17 protein-coding genes are annotated in these 23,814 nt (G+C 72.5%); 9 read left to right on the top strand and 8 right to left on the bottom strand.

Going from position 1 to position 23,814, the window contains the following annotated elements; all coding sequences use genetic code 11:
* Positions 1-71 precede the first annotated feature (71 nt).
* The 8 genes from FLX08_RS25655 (at position 72) to FLX08_RS25620 (ending at position 10,514) form a co-directional block, all read left to right on the top strand.
* Positions 72-839 (top strand): SCO6745 family protein, encoded by a 768-nt coding sequence (locus FLX08_RS25655; protein WP_142622172.1) that lies wholly within the window; start codon positions 72-74, stop codon positions 837-839.
* Between the two features lie 66 nt (positions 840-905).
* Complete coding sequence (locus FLX08_RS25650; RefSeq protein ID WP_142622170.1) at positions 906-3,182, top strand: tetratricopeptide repeat protein; 2,277 nt, start codon at positions 906-908, stop codon at positions 3,180-3,182.
* Between the two features lie 94 nt (positions 3,183-3,276).
* Positions 3,277-4,038 (top strand): SDR family NAD(P)-dependent oxidoreductase, encoded by a 762-nt coding sequence (locus tag FLX08_RS25645; protein WP_244312887.1) that lies wholly within the window; start codon positions 3,277-3,279, stop codon positions 4,036-4,038.
* Positions 4,039-4,387: 349 nt separating this feature from the next.
* The gene (locus FLX08_RS25640; protein WP_244312886.1) at positions 4,388-5,458 is read left to right on the top strand and encodes a quaternary amine ABC transporter ATP-binding protein; all 1,071 of its coding nucleotides are present in this window, start codon (positions 4,388-4,390) and stop codon (positions 5,456-5,458) included.
* The gene (locus FLX08_RS25635) at positions 5,459-7,396 is read left to right on the top strand and encodes an ABC transporter permease (RefSeq protein ID WP_142622166.1); all 1,938 of its coding nucleotides are present in this window, start codon (positions 5,459-5,461) and stop codon (positions 7,394-7,396) included.
* On the top strand, positions 7,393-8,373 hold the full coding sequence (locus FLX08_RS25630) for an ABC transporter substrate-binding protein (RefSeq protein ID WP_142622164.1): 981 nt from the start codon (positions 7,393-7,395) through the stop codon (positions 8,371-8,373). The genes FLX08_RS25635 and FLX08_RS25630 overlap by 4 nt, the downstream gene beginning before the upstream one ends.
* 175 nt (positions 8,374-8,548) lie before the next feature.
* The gene (locus tag FLX08_RS25625) at positions 8,549-9,499 is read left to right on the top strand and encodes an ABC transporter substrate-binding protein (protein ID WP_142622162.1); all 951 of its coding nucleotides are present in this window, start codon (positions 8,549-8,551) and stop codon (positions 9,497-9,499) included.
* A gap of 253 nt (positions 9,500-9,752) precedes the next feature.
* Positions 9,753-10,514 carry an HNH endonuclease family protein gene (locus FLX08_RS25620; RefSeq protein WP_244312885.1) on the top strand — a complete coding sequence of 254 codons (762 nt, stop codon included), beginning with the start codon at positions 9,753-9,755 and terminating at the stop codon, positions 10,512-10,514.
* A gap of 10 nt (positions 10,515-10,524) precedes the next feature.
* On the opposite strand, the gene FLX08_RS25615 is transcribed toward FLX08_RS25620, so the two are convergent.
* The 7 genes from FLX08_RS25615 to FLX08_RS25585 all read right to left on the bottom strand — a co-directional run bounded on the left by FLX08_RS25615 (position 10,525) and on the right by FLX08_RS25585 (position 21,554).
* On the bottom strand, positions 10,525-11,991 hold the full coding sequence (locus FLX08_RS25615; protein WP_142622160.1) for a hypothetical protein: 1,467 nt from the start codon (positions 11,989-11,991) through the stop codon (positions 10,525-10,527).
* A 61-nt stretch (positions 11,992-12,052) separates the two neighbouring features.
* A complete protein-coding gene (locus tag FLX08_RS25610) occupies positions 12,053-15,109 on the bottom strand; it encodes a DUF6493 family protein (protein WP_142622158.1) in 3,057 nt (1,018 codons plus the stop codon).
* The gene (locus tag FLX08_RS25605; protein WP_142622156.1) at positions 15,106-16,479 is read right to left on the bottom strand and encodes an SWIM zinc finger family protein; all 1,374 of its coding nucleotides are present in this window, start codon (positions 16,477-16,479) and stop codon (positions 15,106-15,108) included. Before FLX08_RS25605 ends, FLX08_RS25610 begins: the two co-directional genes overlap by 4 nt.
* A 76-nt stretch (positions 16,480-16,555) precedes the next feature.
* Entirely contained in the window at positions 16,556-17,584 is a 1,029-nt protein-coding gene (locus tag FLX08_RS25600) for a CU044_5270 family protein (RefSeq protein ID WP_142622154.1), read from the bottom strand.
* Complete coding sequence (locus FLX08_RS25595) at positions 17,584-18,270, bottom strand: RNA polymerase sigma factor (protein ID WP_341874347.1); 687 nt, start codon at positions 18,268-18,270, stop codon at positions 17,584-17,586. The genes FLX08_RS25600 and FLX08_RS25595 overlap by 1 nt, the downstream gene beginning before the upstream one ends.
* A gap of 153 nt (positions 18,271-18,423) precedes the next feature.
* Positions 18,424-20,385 carry an FHA domain-containing protein gene (locus tag FLX08_RS25590; RefSeq protein WP_142622153.1) on the bottom strand — a complete coding sequence of 654 codons (1,962 nt, stop codon included), beginning with the start codon at positions 20,383-20,385 and terminating at the stop codon, positions 18,424-18,426.
* Between the two features lie 266 nt (positions 20,386-20,651).
* Positions 20,652-21,554, bottom strand: coding sequence for a hypothetical protein (locus tag FLX08_RS25585; protein WP_142622151.1), 903 nt, complete (start codon positions 21,552-21,554; stop codon positions 20,652-20,654).
* A 107-nt stretch (positions 21,555-21,661) separates the two neighbouring features.
* Here FLX08_RS25585 and FLX08_RS25580 point away from each other — a divergent pair, with 107 nt between their 5' ends.
* Complete coding sequence (locus tag FLX08_RS25580) at positions 21,662-23,497, top strand: M48 family metallopeptidase (RefSeq protein ID WP_142622149.1); 1,836 nt, start codon at positions 21,662-21,664, stop codon at positions 23,495-23,497.
* Positions 23,498-23,577: 80 nt separating this feature from the next.
* Here FLX08_RS25580 and FLX08_RS25575 read toward each other — a convergent pair whose 3' ends face one another.
* The gene (locus FLX08_RS25575) at positions 23,578-23,796 is read right to left on the bottom strand and encodes a DUF2277 domain-containing protein (RefSeq protein ID WP_142558590.1); all 219 of its coding nucleotides are present in this window, start codon (positions 23,794-23,796) and stop codon (positions 23,578-23,580) included.
* Between the last annotated feature and the right edge of the window lie 18 nt (positions 23,797-23,814).

Genomic DNA, 23,814 nt, shown 5'->3' with positions numbered 1-23,814 from the left:
GTTTCAGAGACTTGCAGAATCTTGTTCTGATCCGCCACCGTGAGTCTGGGAGACCGGACCGAGGAGGGCGCATGGACCCGCGTGACGCGGTGGTGGAGACGAAGGCGGCGATCGGGGCCCTCGGCGGGGGCTTCATGCTCTCGCGGGAGGTCAAGGCGCTGTGCGAGCGTCACGGCCTCGGCCCCCGGGAGATGTACTTCCGGGGCAGGTGCGGCGTCCTCGGCGAGGTGGACGCCGACGTCGTGCTCGCGGCGGTCGTCTTCTTCCCGGCCGGGCATGTCCGTGAGTCGTGGGAGGGCGGGCGCAAGCTCCCCGTCGAGGAGGCCGCCGCGCTCTACGCCGGGGCCTGCCACGACTGGGGACGGCGCAGGCTCGCCGGTTTCGGGAACGCCGACCGGCTGGCCGAGCTGCTCGCCGCCGTCGCCGACGGCGCGGACGCCTACTGCGCGCCGCTGTTCGCCGGATGGCGGGCGATGCCGCGGCCCGACGGCGGGCCCGCCCTTGCGGCCCACCTGCTGCACGTCGTGCGGGAGCTGCGCGGCGCCTGGCACGCGACGGCCGTGGTGGCGCAGGGACTGGGCCCGCTGGAGGCCACCCTCGTGGGCGCCGCCGACGCCGGGACCCCCGTTCCTTACGGCCGCACCACCGACGTCGCCCGGTTCCTCGCCTGGCCCGAGCCCTACCCCGTGCCGTCGGAGGAGGCGGTGGAACGCAGGGCCAGGGCGGAGGAGCTGACCGACGACCTCGTCGCCCGCGCGTACGCGGCGCTCGGCCCGGCGGAGCTCACCGAGCTGTGCGGCCTGCTCCGGGAGGCGTCCCTGGCGGGCCGGGCGCGCTGACGCGCCGGAGAGCCGAAGGCCGCGTTCGTTTGGGTCATGGTCGGCGACCTGGCAGACTGACTGCTCATGGACGTGGACATCTGGGCCTGGGTCGGCGGCACCCAGCGCGAACTGCACGAGGCGGGCAACACGGGGCTGGCCATGGCGCTGGGTGACGTGCCCGCGCAGGCGCTGGAGGGCCGTTTCACCCAGCTCGACGTCGTGGCGCCGGCGATCGCGCAGCACGCGGAGACGCTGGAGAAGCCGTGGCTGGAGTTCTTCGCGCGCTACTGGCACCTGCTCGGCCGGGTGGGCGACCGGGCGATCGGCGCGGCCGCGCTCGACGACGCCGTCGCGCTGGCGGACTTCGCCCAGCGTGACGACGTCAGCGACTGTCCCGCCGCCCCCGGCGCGGTGGAGGTCCTGGCGATGACCCAGGCCAACACCGACGGCCCCGGTTATGCCGCGACCCGGCTCGCCGCCCTGGGCGCCGTCCTCGACGGCGTCGGCCCGGACTCCCTCGCCTTCTCCGGCCTGGCCACGCAGTACGTCGCGGCGCTGATCGACGCCGGCCAGGCGGCCGAGGCCGTCGCGTACGCCGAGGCGGCGGTCGAGCGCCTGCGCGGCGCGGGCCGCGAGGCGAGCTGGGAGCTGGGCGCCGCCTCCGCGCGTGCCCTGCTGGCCGCCGGACGCCCGGACGACGCCCTGGCCGCCCTCGACGCCTCGACCGGCTTCAAGCCGGACGACCCGGTCGCGAGGGGCCGCCGCGAGACCCTGCTCAAGTCGCAGGTGCTGGCCACGCTCGGCCGCATCCAGGAGGCCGTCGACGCGCTGCCCGACCTCGACGTGGTGGGCGACCACGCGCGCGAGTGGGTGGAGTGGGCGCGCACCGTCGGCATGCTCACCGAGGGCATCGCCAACACCTGGCAGCTCGGCCGCATCCTGCGTCAGTGGATCTCCTACTTCGAGAGCGTGGGCGGCCACCGCGCCAGGTTCGAGCTGGCGCTGACCGCCGGGCACCTGGCGATCGCCCGGCAGGGCCTGTGGCAGGCCCGCCTGCTGGCCGACTACGCCGAGGCCGCGATCGCCGATCTCCGCGCCACGGAGGGACTGGCCGAGCGGGTGGCCGAGCTGCGCGCCGCCGCCGACGCCGCCAAGGAGCCGGCGCCGCCCGGCCCGCGTGACGAGCTCGTCGCCTACTTCGACGCCGCCGACGGCAGCACCGCCGACCCCGAGCGGTGGGTGGGCTGGCTGTGGCCGCTGTCCGGCACCGACCTGGAGGCCACCCGGCGCCACACCACGACGCTCGGGTTCCTCGGCTACGCCCCGGTGGGCGCCGACCTCTACTGGAAGACGATCGTCGAGGACGGCGACCCGGCCGCCGCCGGCGACGACGACATCTCCTACCTCACCGGCCTGCTCATCGAGGCCGGGCAGGACGAGCGCGTGGAGACCCTGGCGGCCCGGCTGCCGGAGAGCCGTTCGCACCTCGCCCTCGCCCGGCTGCACCGCGCGCGCGAGCGCTGGGAGCAGACGGCGGCCGAGGCCGAGCAGGCGGTCGCCCAGGGGAGCGGGCTGGAGGCCCGCCGCCTGTGGTCGGGCGCCGTGCAGCAGCTCGGCGACAACACCAAGGCGGCCGAGATCCTCAAGCCGCTCCTCGACTCCGGCGAGGGCGAGGAGGAGGACGTCTGGCGGCTCATCGTCCTGTCCACCGCCGTGGAGGACTGGGCGGCCGTCCGCGCCGCGGGCGCCAAGCTCGGCATGCCGATCGAGCCGGGAGAGGGCCCGATCGAGGAGGAGTGGCACCTGGTCCGGGTGATCCTCCCCGCCCCCGACGGCAGCCAGCGGGAGGTGCTCGCCGTACGGACGGGCCCGGCCACCGCGCGCCTCGCGATCCCGCAGCCGCGCGGCATGGAGTACAACGCGGGCGACGTCGTCGTGATCGACCCCCGGCCGCTGGAGCCGATCCCGGAGAACGAGCAGGAGCGCGAGAGCTTCGTCATCCCGTTCGCCGGGGTGACGATGCTGCGCCCGGGCGGCTACACGAGCTGGTTCTTCGACGGCGCGGCGCCGTCGGAGGACGAGTGGGCCGAGTTCAACGAGGTCCTGGCCGAGCGCGGCTGGCCCATGTGGGTCTACAGCGACGAGAACTATCGCGTCACCCACCCGGCCACCGGCGAGCAGCTTCCCGGCGTGTTCGGCTGGATCGCGATCCCGCCCGCCGTGCGGCCGGCGGAGCTGGACGCCGTTCTCGACGACGTCACCGAGCAGTGGTCCCACCCGCTCGCGTGGCTCGACCTCGCCCGCGAGGTGGGCATCGAGGCCGAGCGGCACGAGCGGATCTCCAAGGAGTACGGCCTCTGATCCACCCGCCCGCCACGCCTCTGATCCACCCGCCGGCCACCCCTGGCGGAACCTTGCTCTAGAGTCGGGTTCGATTCATGAGCGAGGAGGCGGCGTGATCCTGGACCGGTTCCGTCTTGACGGCAGGGTGGCCATCGTGACGGGGGCCTCGTCGGGGCTCGGCGTCGCCTTCGCCAGGGGTCTGGCGGAGGCGGGCGCCGACGTGGTGATCGGGGCCCGCCGTCCCGAAGGACTGGAGCGCACCCGGCGGCTGGTCGAGGAGACCGGCCGCCGCTGCCTCGCGGTCCCGACCGACGTGTCGGTCCCCGCGGAGTGCCAGGCCCTCGTCGACGCGGCCATGGGCGAGTTCGGCCGCGTCGACGTGCTGATCAACAACGCGGGCGTCGGCACGGCCGTGCCCGCCCTGCGGGAGACGCCCGGAGAGTTCCGCCGGGTGCTCGACGTCAACCTGAACGGCACCTACTGGATGGCCCAGGCCTGCGCCCGGGTCATGCGCCCGGGCTCGTCGATCGTCAACATCGGCAGCGTGCTCGGCGAGACCACGGCCGGGCTGCCGCAGGCGGCCTACAGCGCGTCGAAGGCCGCCGTCGTCGGGCTCACCCGCGACCTCGCCCAGCAGTGGACCTCGCGCCGGGGCATCCGGGTCAACTGCCTGGAGCCGGGCTTCTTCGACTCCGAGATGACCGCGCAGTATCCCGGCGGCTACCTCGACCGCATGCGGGAGCAGCGGGTGCTGATGAAGCGTTCCGGCGAGCCGGAGGAGCTCGTCGCCGCCGCCGTCTTCCTCGCCTCCGACGCCGGCTCGTACGTCACCGGGGCCGTGCTCCCGGTCGACGGAGGCATCCTCGCCACCTGAGCCCGTCGTGACACCGGCCGCCGCCTCGCCGAAGGCGGGTCCTCACGCCGCGCCGCCGCGTCTTCACAACCCGGTACGGCCCGCGGAGCAGAAGATCACCGGACGATCACGATATGGAGATTAGGTGGCATTTTTCACCATAAGAGGGGCAGCAGGGCCCTAGCCTCAGACCTGTTGTCAAAACAGGATCCGTGTTGCGCCAAGCGCAACGCCTGTGCGTGTGCCCTGAGGAGTCGTTGGCCCCCCGCTCTTCATTCACGGCGTGCGAGCGGCAGCCCTCGCGCCGTGCTTTGGCGTTTCCGGGCGTCCACGCCGCCTCGCGGGCGAGCGCCAAGTGAGGGGAATCAGAGTGGGCACAGCCGCGATCGAGGTTCGCGGGCTCTGGAAGATCTTCGGTCCCAAGGCCGACCGGATCATCGGCAGCCCCGACGCAGACCTTGAGCCCGCGCAACTGCGGGCGAAGACGGGGTGCACCGCCGCCGTCAGGGACGTCAGCTTCGAAGTACGCCCGGGCGAGGTCTTCGTCGTCATGGGCCTTTCCGGCAGCGGCAAGTCGACGCTGGTGCGCTGTCTCACCCGGCTGATCGAGCCGACGGCGGGCGAGCTGCGGATCGACGGACAGGACGTGCGCGCCATGTCGGCCAAGCAGTTGCGGGAGCTCCGCCGCCACCGGGTGAGCATGGTCTTCCAGCACTTCGGGCTGCTGCCGCACCGCAAGGTCGTGGACAACGTCGGCTACGGCCTGGAGATCCAGGGCGTCGGGAAGGCCGAGCGGCACGAGAAGGCCCGGCGCATCCTGTCGCTGGTCGGGCTGGGGGGACACGAGGACTCCTATCCCGAGCAGCTTTCCGGCGGCATGCAGCAGCGGGTGGGCCTCGCCCGGGCGCTCGCCGTCGACCCCGAGGTGCTGCTGTTCGACGAGCCGTTCAGCGCGCTCGACCCGCTGATCCGCCGCGACATGCAGGCCGAGGTCATCCGGCTGCACCGCGAGGTCGGCAAGACCATGGTCTTCATCACCCACGACCTGTCCGAGGCGCTCAAGCTCGGCGAGCGCATCGCGATCATGCGGGCGGGCGCGATCGTGCAGGTGGGCACCCCCGAGGAGCTGGTGGGCGCGCCCGCCGACGAGTACGTGGCCGACTTCGTGCGGGACGTGCCCCGGGCGCAGGTGCTGTCGCTGCGCTGGATCTGCCGTGCCCCCGAGCCCGGTGAACCGCTCGACGGTCCCGAGCTCCCCGCCGACACCGTGATCCACGACGCGGTCCCGGCCGCGATGGCGTCCGACCGGCCCATCCGCGTCGTCGCCGGCGGCGAGCTGGTCGGCGTGGTGAGCCGCGTCGACCTCCTCGGCGCGGTGCGGCCGGAACCCCAGCCCGTGGCGGCCGCGGCCTCCGCCGGCGCCACGGGTGAGGAGGCGTAGATGGTGAGCGCGCCTGTGCAGGTCGCGCCGCCCGTGGAGGCCCCGGCGCGGGCCCGGCGCCTGCCGCGGTGGGTCGCGCCGGTCGCCGGCGTGGTCGCGGTGGTGGTCCTCTACGTGGCCTTCCGCGGCAAGGCGGTGCTGCCGCACGACGACGACGCCACCCTGTTCCACTGGCTCAACGACGCCCGCGACTGGGTCGACGCCAACCGCAACAGCAGCCCGATCTTCCTGTACGTCGTCAACTACATCCGCCTGGGGGCGGCCGGAGTCTACGAAGCGATCCAGGCGGGCCTGGTCGCGCTCGGCTGGCCCGGGCTCCTCGGGCTGGCCGCCGGGCTCGGCTGGCTGGCCGGCGGATGGCGGATCGCGCTCGTCTCGTTCGCCGGCTTCGCCGGTGTCGGCGTGCTCGGTTTCTGGGAGGCGAGCGTCGAGACGCTCGCGCTGACCCTGTCCTCGGTGGTGCTGTCGCTGCTGTTCGGCATCCCGCTGGGGATCTGGGCGGGCCGCTCGCCCCGCGTACGGCGGATCGTGACGCCGGTGCTCGACGTCATGCAGATCATGCCGACGTTCTCGTACCTGTCGCCGATGGTGCTGCTGTTCCTGATCGGCCCGGCGTCGGCGACGATCGCCACGATGATCTACGCGATGCCGCCCGCGATCAGGATCACCGCGATGGCCATCCAGCGGGTCTCCGGTGTGGCGGTGGAGGCGTCGGAGTCGCTGGGCGCCACCGGGTGGCAGACGCTGGGCAAGGTCCGCCTGCCGCTGGCGCTCAACACGATCATGCTGGGCGTCAACCAGACCATCGCCGCGGCGCTGTCGATGGTGCCGCTGACGGCGCTGATCGCGGCGCCCGGGCTGGGCGAGGACCTGCTCCGCGCGCTCGCCCGGGTCAACGTGGGCGCCGCGCTGGTGCCCGGCGTCGCGATCGTGCTGATCGCCATCGTGCTCGACCGCATGACGCGGGCGGCGGCGCAGCGGCGCGAGGGCGGCACCCGGGCGCGGGCCGTCCGCTGGGGCGGGTTCGCGGTCCTGACGGCGGCCGGGCTCGCCCTGCTCCCCGTGCTGGCGCAGGACTTCCCCGAGCAGTGGGAGGTGCAGATCGTCCGGCCGATCAACGACGTGGTCGACTGGATCGAGGCCCACTGGTACACCTTCACCGGCTTCCTCAACGACGTGGTGGCGTACGGCCTGCTCAACCCGCTGCAGGACGTGCTGACCAACGCGCCGTGGTGGCTGGTCACCGCGGCGGTGCTGGTGTTCGCCTGGCGGGTGAGCGGGGCGGCGGCCGGTCTGGTCGCCACCGCCTGCCTCCTGTGCGTCGCCGGGCTGCAGCTGTGGGAGCACGCCATGGAGACGCTGACGATGGTGCTGGTCGCCTCGGTGATCACCATCGCCGCGGGGCTCGCGCTCGGCGTGGCGGCGGCGCGGTCGCGGTGGTTCGCCGCCGGGCTGCGCCCGCTGCTGGACGCCGCGCAGACGATGCCCTCGTTCTCCTACCTGCTGCCCGCCGTGGCGCTGTTCGGCAACGGCCGCTTCACCGCGATCACCGCCTCCTTCATCTACGCGGTGCCGGTGGTGGCCCGCCTCGTCGAGGACGGCCTGCGCGCGGTCCCCGGGACCGTCATGGAGGCGGCGCGGTCCGCGGGCTCCACGGACCGGCAGCTGCTGTGGAAGGTCCAGTTGCCGATGGCGCGCGGTTCGCTGCTGCTCGCGGCGAACCAGGGCATCGTCATGACGCTGGCGATGGTGGTGATCGGCGCGCTGGTCGGCGCCGGGGCTCTTGGATACGACGTCGTGGCCGGGTTCGCGCAGCAGGAGGACTACGGAAAGGGTCTCGCCGCAGGCGTCGCCCTGGTCCTCCTCGGAGTCATGCTCGACCGGATCACGCAAGGCGCCAACGGGCGCCGCTCTCCCCACAAGAAGAGGAACGCATGAAGAAGTTACGCCTAATCGCAGGGGTTCTCGCTCTCGGCCTCGCCGTGGCCGCCTGCGGAGGCGCCAAGGTAGAGGACGACTCCGCGGCGGCGCCGAGCGCGAGCGCCGCGGGCTCCGCGCCCGCGTCCGCGGGGGGCACGGTCAAGATGGCCATCAACGGCTGGGTCGGCTACGAGGCCAGCGCCGCCGTGGTGTCGTACCTGCTGGAGCACGAGCTCGGCTACAAGGTCGAGAAGGTGACGCTCGCCGAGGAGCCGTCCTGGCAGGGCATGGAGTCGGGCGACGTCGACGTCATCATCGAGAACTGGCGCCACCCGGACCTCAAGAAGAAGTACATCGAGGAGAAGCAGGTCGCCGTCGAGGCGGGCAGCACCGGCAACAAGGGCGTCATCGGCTGGTACGTGCCCGAGTGGATGGTGCAGAAGTACCCCGACATCACCGACTACAAGAACCTGAACAAGTACGCCGACCTGTTCAAGACCTCGGAGTCGGACGGCAAGGGCCAGATGCTGGACGGCGACCCGTCCTTCGTCACCAACGACGAGGCGCTGGTCAAGAACCTCAAGCTCGACTACAAGGTGGTCTACGCGGGCAGCGAGGCCGCGCTGATCAAGGCCGCCAAGCAGGCGACGGACCAGAAGAAGCCGCTGCTCATGTACTTCTACGAGCCGCAGTGGCTGTTCAACCAGGTCAAGCTGGTCAAGGTCAACCTCCCCGCCTACACGGAGGGCTGTGACAGCGACCCCAAGAAGGTCGCCTGTGACTACCCGCCGTACGACCTCGACAAGATCGTGAGCAAGAAGTTCGCCGACACCGGCGGCAAGGCGTTCGAGCTGGTCAAGGCCTTCCAGTGGACGAACGACGACCAGAACGCGGTCGCGGACGACATCACCAACAACGGGATGACGCCCGAGGACGCGGCCAAGAAGTGGGTGGAGGCCAACCCCACCAAGTGGCAGGCCTGGATGCCGAAGTGATCCAGGTCGTGTCTGTGGTCCGCCCGTCCGGGCGCTGACGCACGCGTCGGCCGCGATCCCCGCGATCGCGGCCGATCCCGCGTGTTGTGGAATACTCTGCCGGTGTCGCCGCGGCCCCGCCGTTCGCGTTCCGCGCCCGCACGACCCGCCCGTACGAAATCAAATGAGGCTAGATATGAGGATCCGTCTCCTTGCCGGCGTGCTGACGCTCGCGCTGGCCATGACCGCCTGCAGTGGCGGGAGTTCGGATGACGCCGCCGGGGCAGGCGCCGGGGGCGGCACGAAGACCGTTCGACTCGCGATCAACCCCTGGATCGGCTACGAGGCCAGCGCCGCGGTCGTCGCCTATCTCCTCGAGCACGAGCTCGGCTACAAGGTCGAGAAGGTCGAGAGCGGCGAGGCGGACTCCTGGAAGGGCTTCGAGAAGGGCACGGTCGACGCCGTGCTGGAGAACTGGAGCCACCCGGAGCTGAAGAAGGAGTACATCGACGACAAGAAGGTCGCGATCACCGCGGGTGAGAACGGCAACAAGGGCGTCATCGGGTGGTACGTCCCGGAGTGGATGGTCCAGAAATATCCGGACATCACGGACTGGCACAACCTGCCCAAGTACAAGGACCTGTTCAAGACCGACAAGAGCGACGGCCTCGGCCAGTTCCTCGCCGGCGACAAGTCCTTCGTCACCAACGACGAGGCGCTCATCAGGAACCTGAACCTGCCCTACAAGGTGGTCTACTCCGGCAGTGAGGACGCGCTGATCGCGGCGGCCCGCAAGGCCACCGAGAACGAGACTCCGCTGCTGATGTACTTCTACGAGCCCCAGTGGCTGTTCAACCAGCTCAAGCTCGTCAAGATCAACCTGCCGCCGTACGCCATCGGGTGCGACGCCAACGTCAAGACGATCAAGTGCGACTATCCGCCGTACCTGCTCGACAAGGTCGTCAGCGTGAAGTTCGCCAAGACCGGCGGCACGGCGTACGAACTGATCAAGAACTTCGTCTGGACCAACGACGACCAGAACGCCGTGGCCTACGACATGGCGGTGAACAAGATGAGCGCGGAGAACGCCGCCCGCAAATGGGTCGAGGCCAACAAGATCGTCTGGCAGGACTGGATCCCCGCCTGATCCACCGCGTCCGATCCCGGGCGTCCGATCCCGGGCGTCCGATCCCCGGCATCTGATCAACGGCATCTGATCAACGGGGCCTTCCACGGGTCCGACCGAGGGGCGTGGCACGCACGGCGTGCCACGCCCCTTGTCGTGCGCCGAGATCTTGTGCGCGCCTCCTTTGCCACCTTTTTGCACTTTGCTATATCTGAGGGGGACATTTCATTACCTAGGGGTGGCTGTGGGCGGGCGTGGAACCCGGTCGATCGCTGTGTCGATCACCGGACTCTCGATGGCGGTGGCCGTACTCGCGGGCTGCGGGCCGATGCCGGAACTCGACGGCGACCTCGCGGGCAAGGGCGGCGGCACGAGCAGCGGCGCGCAGGGCGACTCGGGGACGGAGCGGGGCGTCAACCCGCTCGACAACCCCGACGGCACCGGCCCCGGCCTCAAGCCGATCACGTCGGACAAGGACCGGGCGAAGGCCCGCGAGCTGATCGACAAGGTGGCGACGAAGGGCCGGGGGGCGAAGACCGGCTATGACCGCGACAAGTTCGGCTACGCCTGGGCCGACAGCGTGGACGACGTCCCCTGGGGGCGCAACGGCTGCGACACCCGCAACGACCTGCTCAAGCGGGACGGCCGGGACGTCGAATATCGCGACGGGTCCAACTGCGTCATCGTCTCCATGACCCTGTACGACCCCTACACCGGCAAGACGATCGACTGGACCAAGTCGAAGGCGGCGGCGGTTCAGATCGACCACGTCATGCCCCTGTCGTACGACTGGCAGATGGGCGCGTCGCGCTGGAGCGAGAGCAAGCGCAAGCAGATCGCCAACGACCCGCTCAACCTGATCCCCGTCGACGGCTCCACCAACGGCTCCAAGGGCGACTCGGGGCCGGCCACCTGGCTGCCGCCCAGCCGTGACATCCGCTGCTCCTACGTCGTGCGGTTCGCCCAGGTCGCTCTCAAGTACGACCTGCCGGTGACCTCCGCCGACAAGGCGGCCATGCTGGAGCAGTGCAAGTGAGCCGATCCGCTCACCGGTAGACGACCTTCCCGGCCGACCGGCCCGGGAACACGACGACCAGGTGCTGCTCGCCGATCTCCTCGTGCACCCGGGCGTAGACCCGCAGCCGGTAGCGTCCCGGGCCCCGGGCCGCCAGGTTCGGCAGGGGCCTTCCGGCGCCCTCGTCGCCGCCGTCGGCGTAGGCGGGCACTTCCAGGCGGCCGCTGCGGCTGACCACGCCGACCTCGGCCACCTGCTCCCAGCCCTTCAGCCGCAGCGGGGGAGCGGAGCCGAACGCCTTCACCGTCAGGCACATCGGCTCGTTCTCGCCGTACGTCATCACGGCCGCCGAACTCCCCGCCGCGGCGACGAAGCCGTCCTCTATCGCCGCGCCGACGACGTCCTCGCCCTCGCCGGTGCCGTCCGGGTCGTAGACGACGTATCCGCCGCCCTCGAACAGGAAGTACGCCGCCGTGCCCTGACGCCGGGCCCGCACCCGCGGCCAGGGGTCCCGGCAGCGGGCGTTGGCCTCCGCCACGTAGTCCTCCGTGTCCACGGCCTGCCCGTTCCCCGTACGCGGCGGCTCGAGCTGCCAGGCGTAGCCGGCGGGCGGGGGCGCCGCCTCCGGCGCGACCAGCACGAGGAACGGCAGCAGGACCCCCGCCAGCAGGATCGGCCGGGGCAGGCGCCGGGGCGGCCCGAGCTCCTCCGGCAGGGCGCCCGGGCCGGCGAGCTCGTGGGCCGAGCGGGCGAGCCACACCACGAGGAAGACGCCGAGCCCCTCGTCCGGCAGCCCCGGTGGCCCGCCGATCGCCCATTCCAGGCCCGCTCCCGGGTAGGGGCTCACCAGCGTGAGACAGGCGGCGACCAGGCCGGCCCTGAGCGTCGCGCGGCTCCAGCGGCCGTCGCGGCGCTGACCGGCGAGGACGACCACCTGCCAGCTCAGCACGGGCACCCAGAGGACGTAGAAGAACATGGGCGGCGGCAGCGGCTCGATCTCGTCGTAGAACGCGATCGCCGCGGTGGCCGCCGACGCCGCCAGGGCGGCGGCGAGCACGCACATCCGCATCCGGCGCCCGGACAGGACCAGGGCGAACGACACGGTCTGCGCACCCATGGGGAGCAGGGCGAGGACGACGGCGAGGTCGCCGGGCAGCAGCGCGGCGGGCAGCCGGCCGGCCACGTGGAAGGCGACGGCCAGGTAGAGCCCGCGCCGCGCCCAGACGACCCGCGTGCCGCCCGGCGGAGCCGCGCGCGGGGGAAAGGCCAGGACCTGCCGGAGCATCCAGGTCTTCAGCGCGAGGATCGCGAACAGGCCTGCCGCCGCCAGCACGGCGGCCGTGGACGGTTCCGTGAAGGCGTGCTCGCCGGGGACGTTCCACACGACGACGGTCCACAGGGGACCGAGGTCTCCCGTGACGGCCGCGAGCATGCCCGCGACGGCAGCGGCCGTCAGGTAGACCCCGGCCACGATCGGCCCCACACGCTGCCGGAACATCCCGCGCTCCTTCTCTGACAAGACGGACGATCTTAGGGCAGATCGTTCCGGCAGCGCCCCGTTATCCGGCGAGCAGGTCGCGCAGGCGCGCGCACTCCCGGGCGAAGCGGCTGCCCCGGCTCGCCCGGCCGGCGGCGGCGTGCGCCGACACCGCCGGGATCTCGCCGCGGGCGCCCACCCAGGCGGCCACGTCGGCGGCGAGCGTCACCGCCTCGGTGTGGGCGACGGCGGGTCGCTCCCCGGCGGAGGGCAGCAGGCCGGGCAACAGGGTCCGCACGATCTCCCACACCTGCTCGTGCGCCCCCTGATGCGCGGCCTCCCGCAGCGACGCGATCACCGGGCGGGGCTCGAACCTGGTGCGGCGGATCAGCAGCGCGAGCTGACGGCCGGCCGCCTCGGCGTCCAGCGCTCCCCGGCTCGTCATCCGCAGCAGCAGGGGCACCGAGCCGGGGTGACCCGTGGCCAGGAAGTAGGCCAGGATGAGCGCGGTCGCGTCCCCGAGCGGGCCGTCGGCGTCCGCCACGCCCCGCAGATGGGGCGGATAGACCCCCGGCTGGTTCCACTGATAGAGCAGGTGGGGCAGGTAGTTGACGGAGACGGCCTCGCGGTGCGACGGGAGGATCGACGGCCACCAGTCCATGGCGTGGCCGTGATCGTCCCACCGCCACTTCGACGGCTCGCGCAGCAGCTCGTCGATGAGGGGATGCCCGGTCGGCTCCGCTCGCAGCACCGGCACCAGCCGCACCCGCCCGACGTGCACCTGCTCGACATGCACCGGGTCGTGCTCCTCGAACAGGTGCTCATGGGCCCCCTCGACGTAGCCCCACTTCACCCCGGCTTCCGGATCGGGCAGGCCGCCCCGGGCGAGCCAGGCGGCGACGGCCGACGCCGCCCGCGAACCCACGCGTGCGGCGCGCTCGGCGGCGACAGGGTGCGCCCCCCTCGGCAGCCGCAGCAACGCCTGCTGCAGGTCGGCGGGCAGCGGTTCCGTGCCCGCGGCGGCGCACAGCTCCAGCCGGTCCACCAGCACGCCGGGATCGAGGTGCCCGGTCGTCACCGTCGGCGTCGCCAGCAGGACGGGAGGCAGCGTCCCTTCCCGGAGCGCCCGATAGATCTCGCTGAGCCGGTGCAGCAGGAACATGTGCGGCGGGGAGACGTGCGCGGGCTCCGGCAGCCGGGCGCGGCGGCGGAACTCCACCGCGGGGTCCGGCTCCTCCGGCTCGGCGAACAGCGGCCGGAAGCCCGAATACATGATCCCCACGCGGAAGTTCGGCTCGCCGGGATCGCGGGGAGGCATGGGCAGGCCGTCGCGCATCGCCGCCACCCGCTCGGCGGAGACCCCGAGCTCACGGATCTGGCGGAAGATCTCCTCCCGGACGTACTCCGGCAGGCGGCCGAAGGCCGGCTCGGGCGCGGCCCCGTCTTCCGCGTCGTCTCCGTCTTCCGCGCCGCCTTCGTTTTCCGGTGCGGCGTTTTCCGGTGCGGCGTTGTCCGGTGCGGCGTGGCCGTCCGGCTCGTCGGGCGGCACGGCGCTCACGCTCACCGAGAAGCTCGATCCCGCCCAGGGATCGACGGGCTCCGGATCGGGCACGCCGGGATCGGCGCCGGGAGTGATCACTTCCTTCGCCATGGCGGCGATCCAGGCGTCCGGATCGAGCCAGCGCTCCATGTCGTACAGATGGGAGAAGGAGTCCCCGAAGGCGGGGACGAGCGCCTCCCGCAGGGCCGCCCGGTCACTGCCCGCCCGCTCGACGAAGCCGGCGAGCCACTGCTCGCACGCCTCCCAGCCGTACAGTGCGCTCGCGGTCCGATCCACCGTCGGCGGGGGGAACGGGCCGGGCTCGGGGAAGACGGGCAGCGGCGCGGGGGTGAACGGTTCCGGCGTCTGTTCGGCCGCGACCTCGCCGCCGAACACCGCGGCGAGCTCCCGGCCGAGATCGGCGGGCAGCAGTGGCACCGCGTCGGCGATCGGTTTCGCGTCCCCGCCGAACGCCGCGGCGTGCCTGAGCGCGATCCGTACGGCTCGCCGCCGCACGTCGTCGGACGTGTGGGCGAGCGCCGTGACGAGCGCGGGAGCGAGTGCGCCGGCCCGTGCGGGACTTCGCCGCACCTCCTGGTCGAGCAGGGTCAGGCCGGCCCGGGCCTGCTTGGCCTCGGGCCTGAAGGTCAGCGCGTCGATCGCCTCCTGGACGTCGGCGTCGTCGTGGGGGCCGCAGCGGTTGATCTGGGTCAGGGCCAGCTCGGCGACGGGGCCGGGGGCGGCGGGGAGCAGCCGCAGGTAGTCACGGGCCCTCTCGGCCGCCTCCTGCGGCGTGGGATCGACCAGTTCGTGCAGGCGCACGAAGAAGCGGAGGTCCGCGGCGTCGCCCCCGCGCAGGAACCGGCTCACGCAGCCGTCCAGGAGCTCCGTCCGGGACACCCGCCCGGCGTCCAGGAGCCGCCGGATCAGGGAGAGCCACCGGGTGGGCGTCGGCGTGAGCCGTTCCTCGCGCAGGGCGCGGCCCGCGCCCTCGGCGTGGAAGATCCGCGGCAGCAGCGGGCCGAGCAGCGGATCGTCGTCCGCCGCCTCGCCGGTCAGCCACGCGACGACGAGCATGTCGTGCGCGGGCGGCGTGATGCCGGAGGCCCGCAGCAGTGCGAGCACCAGCGGGGCGATCCGATCGTCGCCGGCCCTGCGGATCTTTGCGGCGAGCCGGCCCGCCACGTCGGCCTGCCACCCGGCCGGGCGGGTGACCATCACCCGGACCACCTCGGCCGGGCCCGGGGCCGGCGCCCACTCCGGGTAGAGCTCACGACGGGTCAGCCACGCCGCCGCCGCGGCGGGCCCGGAGATGGTCCCCGCGCCCGCGATCCGCAGGACCGTGCCGAACTCGGCGAGGGCGTCCCGCACCGTGCGGCGGCGCTCCCAGACGAGCCATGGGTCCTCGTCGCCGAAGCCGTGAGCCCGCTCGCTCTCGCGGGCCATCTGCGTGGCGCTGTCGCGCATCTCCGTGAGGAAGCCCGGCAGCCGCTTCGCCACCTCGGCGCGCTCGGCCTCGGTGAGCGCGATCACGCGGTCGGCCAGCGCCTTCGTCTCGCGCGCGGTGACGAGGTCGCGCACCTCCTGCCAGGCGCTCATCGGACGAGCTCCGGGCTCGTCTCCACGACCGCCCTCATGCCGGCGTCCGTGCCGGCCCGCGCGGCGATCCTGGCCGCGAGCACGTGTTTGCACGGCCCGCGTGAGCCGCGATGATCCCACCACCAGGGGCAGGTGCACGATCCGTCGGTCAGACCGACCTCCCGCAGCCCACCGTCGGTCCGTACGCGTGCCGTGTCGCCCGTGACCTCCACGGCGCCGGCCGCGACCAGCGCCCGCGCGGCCGTCAGCCGCGGGTTGAGGTGCTGCACGTGCTCCCGGTCGTAGGGCAGCTCACGGTGGAAGTACGCCGCCTCGGACAGGTCGTAGCCGACGCGCCCCGCCGTGCCGAGCTGGGTGAGGGCGGCCCGCACCCGGCTGGAGGACAGCCCGGCGCGGTCGGCCAGCAGGCCGATCTCCACCTCGGGCTCGAAGTTGAGCAGCATCCCCACCACGTCGGCGTCGGCCTCGGCCTCGTCGGTGGCGAGGTCGGTCAGCACCGCGCCCTCGCCGGAGAATCCGCGCCAGCGCTCGGGCGACAGGACCAGCGTGTAACGCATGCCGGGCAGCTCCAGCTCCCACGCGCTCGACGCCGGGCCGCCGGGGGAGGCCGGGCCGTACACCTTGAGGCTTCTGGCGAAGCGGAGCAGGGGCAGCAGCGTCGCCAGGCGGCCCACGCCGGACAGGCACACCGATCCGGGGCCGGGCCGGTCGGCGACGCGCAGGTCGCGGTCCGCGGGGGCGACCCACAGGTCGGCCGTCGCCCGCTTGGGCAGGGACCGCAGGAACCGCACCGCGCTCATCCCCTGCAGCTCGGCCCGCAGGTCCATCCGCGCCGCGATCACCTGAACCTCGGCGAACCCCCGCAGCCACCGCTCGGGCAGCGGCACCTTCTTCTCCACCACCGCGCCGTCGAGCGTGGTCACCGTGAGCTCGTCGGCGCCGACCCCGAGGTGCAGCGGGTCGCGCGGGCCCACGCGGGCCAGCGCCTCCCGCAGCGCGCCGTTGACGTCGACGTTGGTCGTCCCCCGGTCGAACACCTCGCCGTCCAGGGCGTCCCCGAGCAGGTCGAGCCGGGCGTACACGCCGCCGCAGGCGGAGAACGACTCGAGCCGCAGCCGGTCGCCGCCGCACGTGACGACCGGATCGCGGGTCCACCCCGGACGCGGCTGGTGATAACGGGTGAGGGCCACGTCGGCCACGCCCAGCAGGGCCGCCGCCGCGGGGGCCGCCTGGGTCACCACCCCGCTGAAGAACCTCGGCGCCACGGCGGGGCCGCTCAGGGCCCTGCCCCCGGACGTCGAGAGCCCGAGACGCCCGTCCACCAGCATCGAAGGCGCGGCGTAGCTGTACGCCTGCGTCGCGTTTGTCATGTGCCGGAGGCTAGAGATCACCACCGACATTTAGCCGCGCGATCCGCGTCACCGCGGGATCGAGTGGCGCGCGGGGTCAGTCGCAGCCGGCGGCGGGGTCGTCGACCTTCGGCGCGCTGTCGTCGACCGTGACCTCCAGCTGGGCGGTCGAGGCCACCAGGCTCCCGGCGGGCGCCTGCGCCTCCTTCGCGTCCACCACGATGCCGCGCTCGCCGAGCAGCTCATAGCTGGAGGGGTCGAAGATGATCTCCTGGCGCACCCCGCCGGAGACCCGGCCGACGCCGATGCCGGTCCGTCCGGCCGCGTCCTCGGCGCTCTCGTTGACCGTGACCCCGGGGATCGTGGCGGCGGCCTTGAACAGCGCCTTGCGCTGGGGCGCCGGCACGTACGTCTCCCGCAGCAGGTCGCCGACGGCCGTCCACGCGCCGGTGTCGGGCGGGTTGTCGCCGCGCGGCCGGCCGTACAGGTAGGCGCGCATCTTCTCCGGGTCGGCGGGCAGCCTCTTCAGGCTCGTGTAGGCGGTGTCCCGCACGTTGTTGCATGCCGGGAGCCGCATCCACGCGGTGCCCTTCTGCTGGTACGCCTCCGGCGGGATCGGCCAGCCGGGGTACGCCCGGGGCTCCAGATACTCGACCTTCAGCGCGCCGTCCTTCGTGCCGTCGGCCGACAGCCAGATCGTCCGCTTCGTCCGGTAGAGGTAACGAGATTGCTTCTTGTCCTCGCCGACCATGACGGCCTCGTACATCGTCTGGGAGCTGACCTTGACGAACTGGTCGTCGCGCGGGGACAGGTCGGTCACCGCGCGGGCCGCCTTGCCCAGCACCTCCTCGGCCGACATGTTCGACACCTTCGGCAGGCTCACAACCCCGGCGCTCACCGTCACCGGCCGGGGCTCCGGCTCCGCCGGGCTCATGATGACGGCGGTGACGCCCGCCGCGGCCAGCAGCGCCGTCCCGCCCGCGAGCAGCATGTACGGACGGGGGCGGGGGCGGGCGGGACGGCTCCCCGGGTCGGTCAGCCGCCGCCGCACGGCCGCCTTGGCCGCCAGGGAGTAGGGGGCGACGTCGGGCCGTTCCCGCGCCACCAGGTCGATCTCGTCGGTCATCACACGTTCTCCTCGGGAAGGTCGAGATGGCGGCGCAGCTTCGCGCGCACGCGGTGGAGGCGCGAGCGGACCGTGCCGATGGGGATCTTCAGCGCCTCGGCCGCCTCCTCGTAGGAGAGGTCGGCCCAGGCGACCAGCAGGAGCAGGTCGCGCTCGGCGGACGACAGCCTGGCCAGCGCGGCGGCGAGGGCGGGCCGCAGGGCGGCGGCGCTCGCCCGCTCCGCTCCGCGTTCCTCCTCGTGGAGGCCGCGTTCGTCGGCGTCGCGGGGCGCGCGGGCGAGCGCCCGCAGGCGCCGGACCTCCGAGCGGCGGTGCCCGGAGATGAGGTTGGCGGCGATGCCGTACAACCAGGGCCTGGCGTCCGGCCGCGAGGTGTCGTAGCGGTGCCGCTTGCGGAACGCCACGAGGAACGTCTCGGCCGTCACGTCGTCGGCGTGCTCCGGGCCGAGACGGCGGCCGGCATAGGCGTGGATCTCGTCCGCGTGCCGGTCGAAGACGCCGGCGAACCGCTCGGGCGCGGTCAGCGACGCCTCGATCAGCCCCGCGTCGCTCGGCTCGGCGTCATGCGGCCGAATGCGGGCTTCGGAACCGGCTCCGGGACCTGGTTCGGTGCCGTCGCGGGAGCCGCCGGGTTCGTGAGCCGGGGCGACCGAGGGGAATCGCAGGTCGCCGGATACCGTCCTCACCACCCGTTTTGTCCGTTCATAGAGGCTATCCTTCCGTGGGCGCTGTCGCGCCTCTCGCCTCTACTCCGCCGGACGGCCCGGGCCGGTTCCGTGTTTTGCGCAGCGGTTTTTGGTGCAGCGGGTTTTCGCGCAGCGGGTTTTCGCGCAGCGGCGTCAGCCGGAGGGCGTGCCGCCGGGCCGCCCGCTCTGCCCGTCCGCCCGCCGCGCGACGAGCGCTCCCTCCACAGGGGACGTGGCGGGGGAGGCCGCGGGGGACGCAGCGGCGACCGGCTGGTCGAAGATGTCGATGTCGACTTCCTCGCCGCCGACCGTCAGCGTCTCCCAGGCTTCGCTCACCAGCAGGGTGTGCAGCGTCTCGCTGCTCAGTCCATGCAGGTGCCGGAGGAGCGTCGCGTCGTCGGGCATGCCGGGCACACGGGGTGACAGGCGGTCGCGGATCTGCCGCAGGCGCTCCATCAAGGCGTCGATGTCCGCTTCCCGGTCCGGGGTGGCGCTGCCCTCCTCGATGCCCTGCACGATCGTGTCCTTGATCGCCCGGGTGACCCCCTGCTCGTCGGTGGTCACCATCGCGTTCCACGCGCGGCTCTTGTGCCGATATTGCAGCATCGACATCGCCGCCTCGTGCCGGACGAAGTCGGCGTCCCGGAACGGCCTGCCGCGCCAGTTGCGGTTGAGCGACCGGGCCAGCGAGATGGCCGACGCCAGGCCGCTGTTGAGCCCCCGCCCCGGCCAGAAGTGGATCGCGTTGGCCGCGTCGCCCAGGAGGAACCCGTACGTCCCGGGAGTGGTCGAGGTGGGGGAGAACAACCGGGCGGTGAACCGCGGCCGCTGCACCATGTCCAGCCGGAAGGCCGTGACCGCGCTCACGTCGCCGTCGGCGACGCCGAAGAGCGCGAGCCCTTCCTGCGCCCGCTTCCACAGTGCCGACCCCTTGATCAGGGCGGGCAGGAACAGCGTGTGGTGGGTCGAGCAGTGGAAGTCCCCGTCCTGGGTGCGCTCCATCAGGCAGGGGCTGGAGGCGACGCACTCCTCGAACACGTGCCGGACGGGGTCGATGCCCACGACCTCCGCGGCCTCGTCGTCGGTGAGCCGCATGTTCAGGAAGCCCTCGCCACGCAGCGAGTTCAGCAGGAAGCGGTTCTGCGCCACGGTCAGCAGCACGATCGCCGGGTCAGGCAGGCCGGACTTCACCCGGATCCCCAGCACCACGTCCTGCAGGTGGCGGCCGTCGAGCGAGAAGATCGATTCGTCGGCCCGGCCGAACCTGTCGGTGAAGTGCTCGCGGGTCCGCGAGCGCCCTCCCTCGCAGATGGCGAGCACGTGCTCCTTGGCCACGGTGTCCTGGCGCTGCGCGACGTCGAATTTCTCGGGCACCAGGCGGATGCGGGCGGATCTCTCGTTCGCCATCTCCAGCAGGGTGTCCTCGATGTGGGCGATCCGGATGTTCCGCGGGCCGCAGCCGCGGATCGAGTCCGGACCGGCCGGCCACATCTCGCTGTAGGACCCCTCGGTGAACAGCCGCTGCTGGACGTCCTCCGGCAGATTCAGATATTGGCGGCTCTGCACGGTCACGACCTGCTGCCGCCGGTTGTTGCCCTGCGCGGCGTTCTTCCACACGACGCGCGAGCCGTCCTCGGTCCAGCGGCCGTCGTAGATCGTGATGGTGACGCGTTGCCCCATGAGGTGGTCGAGGAGCAGGGCGAAGGCCAGCCCGACGGGCCCGCCACCGGAGACGGTGACGTGCAACACCTGCTCCGGTTCGACGTCCGGAACCGACGGGCGGAACCGCTGCATCAGGGAGGTGTTCAGCACCGTCACGGAGTCGTCGAACGCCTCGAAGCGGAACGTCTCGCCTCCGATGGCGATCGTGTCGCCGGGCTGGAGCACATGCCTGGTGACGCGCGCGCCGTTGACCAGCGTCCCGTTGCTGCTGCCCCGGTCGAGCAGCACGTAGCCCTCGGCCTCGCGGCGCAGCTCCGCGTGGAAGCGCGAGGCCCTCTCGCTCGTGATCACCACACTGTTGTCGCCTCTGCGGCCGAAGGTGATCGGCTTGTCGTCGATCGGGAAACGCTGACCGGCAAGTGGACCTTCATGCCCGACGATCGCAGGCGGCATCGTCCGCCCCCTCTCCCTCGCAAACGCCGTGATCATTTATCGTGACACGCTTCCTGTTCGCTGCAAAGCGTCCAAGTCGGGACAGGTGATCATCCCTGCGCGGGCGCGGCGGGCGCCGTCGCGCCTTCGCCCTGCTCGGACGGACCCAGCCGGGTGAGGCGGGCCACGCGGAAATCGGAGACGACACCCATGCGGCCACTGTCGCGCCCGCCACTTGCCGTCCGCTTGGAATCCGGTTGCCCTGCCGGGCGGGAGCCAGTGGGCGGTTAGGCGTACGCGAGCGCGACCCGGCGCAACCTCTCGCAGATCCCGCCGGGATCGCCCAGGTAGCGCCAGGGAATCGCGGTCACCAGATCCCCGAACGCCTCGAAGCGCTCCTTGGCCGCGACGTGGTCGCCCGCCAGGGCGAAGGCGCAGGCGAACACGTTGTGGTCCTCCGGCCAGCCCGGCCGCCGCCGGTAGGCCGGGTGGCGCACGGAGCGATCGGCGGCGGCGCGCAACTCGGCCCTGACGTCGGGCCGCGTCATGTACGCGTCGTCCTCGCCCCTGTCGAGCGACAGCCACTTCTCCAGGTGCGCCTCGGCGACGAGTCTGCCCAGCGGGCTGCCAAGAGGCGCGTCCGCCACGGCCCGCCGGGCGAAGGCGAACATCTCCTCCTCGCTGCCGAACCATTTCGCGCACAGCCACTGCAGCATCTGTGAGTGGGTGTGCAGGTGCCAGGGGTGCCCGCTCGTCGCCGCGTGGAAGCGCCGCAGCGTCTCCTCCCGCCCCACCTCGCGGCCCCGTGCGGAGACGACGAGGAACGACCACGCCGCCACGTCGCCGGGATCGCGCTCGACGACCTCGTCGAGGCAGTCCTCGGCCACCTTGAGGCGCCGGTGGAACTCGCGGAACTGCTGCTCGCCGGTCCGCTCCGCGGTGGCGGCGCCGCGCGCCTCCCAGGCCCACCTGATCCCGTGCGCGCCTTTCACCAGGAGCGGCAGCGTGGAGCCGGGCTCGGCCGCGATCCATTCGTCGGCCCAGTCCTGCACGCCTTTGACCGACGCGCAGACGTTCAGGTAGAAGGCCCGGTCGTCCGGATCGGTGACGGACCGGAGAAAGGACCCGGCGGAACGCCAGTCGCGGGCCGCCAGCACCGACCGCAGCCCCGCGGCGCCTGGATCACCCATCGCGGGATCGATATCGATATCTCCACGTCTTCTCTGAAAAAGGCGGAAAGGCATGCGGCGAATGGTACATAAAGTGCCGATCAGCTCAATCGAGAGTGTGTGAACTAGTGAACACGATTCGGGCCGGGTTCAGCCTGGCCATGCTCGCGGGGTTCTTCGTGCTGGCGGCCGCGCAGGTCGCCGGGCTCGTGGCGCTCGTCCTGTGGCTGTCCACGGTGATGGCCGGGTTCGTCGTGGTGAAGCTGCTGTGGCCGCTCTTCGCCGCCACCACCTGGGCGGTCGGCCGGGGCGTGTGGCGGGCGGCACGCTCCCGCCCGGAGCCGCCCACCGGCCTGCTGCTGCCCGCCGACCGGGCGCCGATGCTGTGGGCGACCGTACACGAACTGGCGGCGGAGGCGCGCACCCGGATGCCGGAGGAGATCTGGCTCACCGCGGAGGTCAACGCCGCCGTGCAGGAGGAGTCGCGTCTCCTCGGGCTCGCCGGAGGACGCCGCCGCCTCTACGTCGGGCTGCCGCTGCTGCAGACCATGACGGTGGGACAGATGCGGGCCGTGCTCGCGCACGAGCTCGGGCACTACTCCGAACGCCACACCCGCCTGTCCGCGCCCGCGTACCGGGGCAGGCTGGTGATCGCCCACACCCTGGACCGCATCGGGCCGAACAACCCGGCGGGCTGGCTCTTCCGCGCGTACGCCCGGCTCTACCTCCTGGTCGACCGGGCGGGGTCGCGCCGCCAGGAGCTGGAGGCCGACCTCGCCTCGGCCCGGGCGGCGGGAGCCGACGCGGCGGCCGGCGCGCTGCGCGAGATCCGCGTCCTCGCCGCCGCCTGGGACTTCTTCCTGGACCAGTACGTCCGCCTCGGCTGGGAGTCCGGACACGCCCCGGCCGACCTGTTCGCCGGGTTCGGCGCGCTGGTGGAGGCGCGCCGGGACGAGCTGGACGAGCTGCGCGCCCGCGAGCCGGACGACAGCGGCTCCAGATGGGACACCCATCCGCCCTTGTCCGAACGGCTCGCCGCTCTCGCGGCGGCGCCCCGCACGGCGGCGCCGCTCGACACCCGGCCCGCGTCGATGCTGCTCGCGGACATCGCCTGGGCCGGGCGCGCGCTGCAGCAGGTGGCGATCGACAGCGGAGAGCGCACCCTGCTGACCTGGCCCGAGCTCACCGCGACGGCCCTCGCCGCGCAGCTCCAGCGCGACGCCGACGCGATCCTCCGCATGATCGCCCGTACGACCGGCAAACCGGCGGTGGGGCTGGCCGACGTGGTCGACGCCATCGCGGCCGGGCAGCTCACGACGATCGCGCAGCCCTTCTTTCCGACCGCCACCCGGCGGGAGGTGGGCCCGCTGTTCGCCGAGCCGCTGGAGACCCTGATCCGGCTCGCCGCGTTGCGGTCCGGCGTCGGGCGGTGGTGGCACTCCTGGAGCGGCCCGGCCCGGTTCCGCGGCGTACGCTGTGACGAGCTGCCGCTGGGGAAGATCGCCACGCTCGCGGTCAGTCCGGGCGGCCTGCAGGCGGCCCTCGGAGAGCTGGCGGCGCTCGGCGTCGACGTCCGCCGGGCCGCACCGGCCGACACGGCCCCGAGCACCTTTGGGTCCGCCGTCGTCGGAGGCCTGGCGAACGTGCGGGCGGACGGGGCCGAGCACGACCTGTTCGTGCTGACCACGGGGCTCGTCCTGGTCGCGAATCCCGGCAAGTCGGACAACGGGCGGCAGCGCATGCGCGACCTGCTCGGCACGACGACCGCGGTGAGCCTGGCCGAGCAGAACCGGTTCGTCGCCTTCGAGGAGATCGAGAGCGTCCGGATCGGGAAGCGGATCCCGCTCGACGCCGAACTCGTGCTCTACGGCGGCGCGACCCTGCGGCTGCGGGAACGGTGGAGCAGCGACGAACTGGACGACGACAGCCGCAAGCACCTCATCGCCCTGCTGGAGAACGTCTGAGCGGCCACTCGGCGGACGGGCGGCCACCGGGCGGCGGGAACGTCTGAGCGGTTACCGGACGGCCGGGAACGTTCGAGGGGCTACCGGGCGGCCGAGCCGCGCACCTGGAGGGAGGCCAGCAGCGCCGTGCTGGCCTGCGCGATCTCCTCGACCGCGCGGTCGAACGCCTCCGCGTTGTGCGCGGCGGGCGCGCGGAAGCCGGAGATCTTGCGGACATACTGCAGGGCCGCCGCCCGGATGTCCTCCTCGGTCACCTCGTCGGTGAACGGCGGGCGCAGGGTCTTGATGCTTCGGCACATGACCCCATACTGACCGAT

The organism is Microbispora hainanensis, from assembly GCF_006874475.1.
Taxonomy (GTDB): domain Bacteria; phylum Actinomycetota; class Actinomycetes; order Streptosporangiales; family Streptosporangiaceae; genus Microbispora; species Microbispora hainanensis.
This window is presented reverse-complemented; position numbering and strand designations above follow the sequence as displayed.

Bases quoted from the DNA above. Each gene is read 5' to 3' on its own strand.
- FLX08_RS25615 (WP_142622160.1), bottom strand. From the start codon at position 11,991: ATGTTCCGGCAGCGTGTGGGGCCGATCGTGGCCGGGGTCTACCTGACG.
- FLX08_RS25610 (WP_142622158.1), bottom strand. From the start codon at position 15,109: ATGAGCGCCTGGCAGGAGGTGCGCGACCTCGTCACCGCGCGCGAGACG.
- FLX08_RS25655 (WP_142622172.1), top strand. From the start codon at position 72: ATGGACCCGCGTGACGCGGTGGTGGAGACGAAGGCGGCGATCGGGGCC.
- FLX08_RS25630 (WP_142622164.1), top strand. From the start codon at position 7,393: ATGAAGAAGTTACGCCTAATCGCAGGGGTTCTCGCTCTCGGCCTCGCC.
- FLX08_RS25625 (WP_142622162.1), top strand. From the start codon at position 8,549: ATGAGGATCCGTCTCCTTGCCGGCGTGCTGACGCTCGCGCTGGCCATG.
- FLX08_RS25585 (WP_142622151.1), bottom strand. From the start codon at position 21,554: ATGGGTGATCCAGGCGCCGCGGGGCTGCGGTCGGTGCTGGCGGCCCGC.
- FLX08_RS25600 (WP_142622154.1), bottom strand. From the start codon at position 17,584: ATGACCGACGAGATCGACCTGGTGGCGCGGGAACGGCCCGACGTCGCC.
- FLX08_RS25575 (WP_142558590.1), bottom strand. From the start codon at position 23,796: ATGTGCCGAAGCATCAAGACCCTGCGCCCGCCGTTCACCGACGAGGTG.
- FLX08_RS25605 (WP_142622156.1), bottom strand. From the start codon at position 16,479: ATGACAAACGCGACGCAGGCGTACAGCTACGCCGCGCCTTCGATGCTG.
- FLX08_RS25590 (WP_142622153.1), bottom strand. From the start codon at position 20,385: ATGCCGCCTGCGATCGTCGGGCATGAAGGTCCACTTGCCGGTCAGCGT.
- FLX08_RS25650 (WP_142622170.1), top strand. From the start codon at position 906: ATGGACGTGGACATCTGGGCCTGGGTCGGCGGCACCCAGCGCGAACTG.
- FLX08_RS25635 (WP_142622166.1), top strand. From the start codon at position 5,459: ATGGTGAGCGCGCCTGTGCAGGTCGCGCCGCCCGTGGAGGCCCCGGCG.